The organism is Marinimicrobium sp. UBA4209 (genome assembly GCF_002381585.1).
GTDB lineage: Bacteria > Pseudomonadota > Gammaproteobacteria > Pseudomonadales > Cellvibrionaceae > Marinimicrobium > Marinimicrobium koreense.
On sequence record NZ_DFTP01000056.1, the window covers coordinates 7212 to 10407 of the forward strand.

The following is a 3196-nucleotide window of genomic DNA, read 5'->3' on the forward strand; positions in this document are numbered from 1 at the left end:
TATTCACGATGTGGGTGCCGGCGGTCTGTCCAACGCCTTCCCCGAACTGGTGAAAGACGGTGGCTGCGGTGGCGCCTTTGAGCTGCGCAATGTCCCCAATGACGAGCCGGGCATGAGCCCTCTGGCAATCTGGTGTAATGAATCCCAGGAGCGCTACGTACTCGCCATTCAGCCCGAAGATCTGGAGCGCTTTGAAGCCCTCTGCCAGCGCGAGCGCTGCCCCTATGCCGTGGTGGGTGAGGCGACCAGCGAGAAGCACCTGCTGGTGAACGACAAGCACTTCGATGCCAAGCCGGTGGATCTGCCCATGTCCGTGCTGTTTGGCAAACCGCCCAAAATGCACCGCAGCGCCGAGCGCTATCAGGCGGCCACCCAGAGTTTTGGCACCGCCGAGCTGGACCTCAATGAAGCCGCCGAGCGGGTGCTCAAGCACCCGGCGGTGGCCAGCAAGAACTTCCTGATCACCATTGGTGATCGCTCGGTCACCGGCATGGTAGCTCGGGACCAGATGGTCGGCCCCTGGCANNCTGATCACCATCGGCGACCGCAGCATCACCGGTATGGTCACCCGCGACCAGATGGTCGGCCCCTGGCAGGTGCCGGTGGCGGACTGCGCGGTGACCACGGTCAGTTACGACAGCTACCGGGGCGAAGCCATGAGCATGGGCGAGCGCACGCCGGTGGCGCTGCTGGACGCGCCGGCCTCGGGTCGGCTGGCTATTGCCGAAGCCATTACCAACATTGCCGCGACCCGCATCGAGAAGCTGTCGGACATCAAGCTGTCCGCCAACTGGATGTGCGCGGCGGGCCACAAGGGCGAGGACGAAAAACTCTACCGCACCGTCGAGGCGGTGGGTATGGAGTTGTGCCCGGCTCTGGGCATCACCATTCCGGTTGGCAAGGACTCCATGTCCATGCGCACCGCCTGGCAGGACGAGGGTCAGGAAAAGGCTGTGACCGCGCCGCTGTCGCTGGTGATCTCGGCGTTCTCCCCCGTGCTGGATGTCCGCCAGACGGTCACCCCGCAATTGCATCTGGATAAAGGTGACACCGACCTGATTCTGGTGGATCTGGGTAACGGCAAAAATCGCCTGGGCGGTTCCATTCTGGCACAGGTTTATAACCAGATGGGTGAACAGTCCCCGGACCTGGACAGCGCCGACCAGTTGAAAGGCTTTTTCAACGCGGTTCAGGCCAGTCTGGCCGAGGAGCAGCTGTTGGCCTATCACGACCGCAGTGATGGCGGTCTGTTTGCGACCCTGGTGGAGATGGCCTTTGCCGGCCACTGCGGCCTGGACGCCGACCTGACCGGGCTGGGTGACGACGCTCTGGCGGCGCTGTTCAGTGAAGAGCCGGGTGCGGTATTGCAGGTCCGGCGCGAAGACCGCGATACGGTGCTCGCCCGCTTTGAGCAGGCCGGGGTACCCGCCAGCGTCATCGGCCAGCCTAATGATGAAGATTGGGTGCACCTCAAAGCCGACGGCGAGCTGATCTTTGATCAGTCCCGGGCCATTCTGCAAACCCTCTGGGCGGAAACCAGCTACCGCATGCAGGCCCTGCGGGATAACCCCGAGTGCGCCCGCCAGGAGTTTGAACAACTGCTGAGCGATGATCCGGGCCTGAGCGCCGAGCTGACCTTTGATCCCGCCGAGGACATTGCCGCGCCCTATATTCAGACCGGTGCCCGCCCGGCGATTGCCGTGCTGCGCGAGCAGGGCGTCAACGGTCAGGTGGAAATGGCGGCCGCGTTTGATCGCGCCGGTTTCCAGGCGGTGGACGTGCATATGAGCGATATTCTCTCCGGCCGTCGTTCGCTGGAGGAGTTCAAAGGGCTGGTGGCCTGTGGTGGTTTCTCCTACGGTGATGTGCTGGGTGCCGGTGAGGGCTGGGCTAAAACCATTCTGTTCAATCCCCGCGCCCGGGATCAGTTTGCCGCCTTCTTTGACCGGGCGGACACCTTCAGTCTCGGCGTGTGCAACGGCTGTCAGATGATGTCCAACCTCAAGTCCCTGATACCGGGGACTGAGCACTGGCCGCACTTTGTGCGCAACCGCTCCGAACAGTTCGAGGCCCGTGTCAGCCTGGTCCGTATCGACGAATCGCCGTCGGTGTTGCTCAAGGGCATGGCCGGTTCTCATCTGCCGGTGGCGGTGGCCCACGGCGAGGGTCGGGCGGAATTTTCCGCCGATCAGTTGTCACAGTGTGACACCAGTGGCCTGGTATCCCTGCGTTATCTCGACAATCACCTGGCGGTGACCGAGCGCTACCCGGCCAACCCGAATGGATCGCCGAAAGGCATCACCGGGGTGACCAGTCGCGATGGCCGGGTCACCATCATGATGCCGCACCCGGAGCGGGTTTACCGCTCGGTGACCAATTCCTGGCACCCGGACAGTTGGGGCGATGATGGCCCCTGGTTGCGTATGTTCCGCAATGCCCGGGTCTTTGTAGACTGATCAGAAGAGGCGGGTTATGCAGCGTCGTATTTCCGGTGGTTTTTGCTGGCTTGGCTTACTGGCCGTAAGCCTGCTGATGGCGGGCTGCGCCAGTACGCCGGAATCCGAGGAGCGTGAGCGCGCCGGGTCGACGGGTGACGACGACGCCCTGGTGGCCACCCTGGATGACCCCGCACTGGACGGTGTGTTTGTGGTGCCGGGGGTGGATTTCAGCGGCTACAACTCCCTGCGGGTGCCGGCGCTGAACCTGGATCAGTGGCGCCCGGCCGGCCGGGAGTTACCGCTCAAAGACCTGAATAGCAACGATCGCCAGTTTTTCCGTCAGACCTATACCGAGTCCCTGGTGCATACCCTGGTGATGCGCGGAGATTATGCTCTCGCCATGGATCCCGGGCCGAGTGTGCTGGAGGTGCGAGGGCAGCTGCGCCAGGCGGTTCAGGCGCCGGAGGAAGGTTCCGGGGCGCCGCGTGGCACCATTGTGATGTTGCTGACGCTCGATCTGTACGACAGTGTATCCGGCGATCTGGTGGCCACCATGACCAGCCGGCAGCCGATCGATCGCTCATTGAATGAACGCAACAGTCCCCTGACGGCCATGCAGGTTCAGAGGGCGTTTCTCGAATGGATGGTGTGGTTTCGGGAGGAGTTGGACGCGTTGCGTCGGTAGGGGGATTGTCACGGCGGATGCGCGCTTCGCGCTTATCCGCCCTACGAATAGCACGGCAGTTGGCGTAGGGCGG

The 3196-nt window shown here is 63.1% G+C and carries 1 protein-coding gene and 1 pseudogene; both read left to right on the forward strand.

The annotated features are described in order from the left end of the window. Positions 1-2456 (forward strand): annotated as a pseudogene (purL, locus tag B3187_RS08340) (phosphoribosylformylglycinamidine synthase); the annotation flags it as partial. A gap of 16 nt (positions 2457-2472) precedes the next feature. Then, on the forward strand, positions 2473-3123 hold the full coding sequence (locus tag B3187_RS08345; RefSeq protein WP_286805708.1) for a DUF3313 family protein: 651 nt from the start codon (positions 2473-2475) through the stop codon (positions 3121-3123). Positions 3124-3196 lie beyond the last annotated feature (73 nt).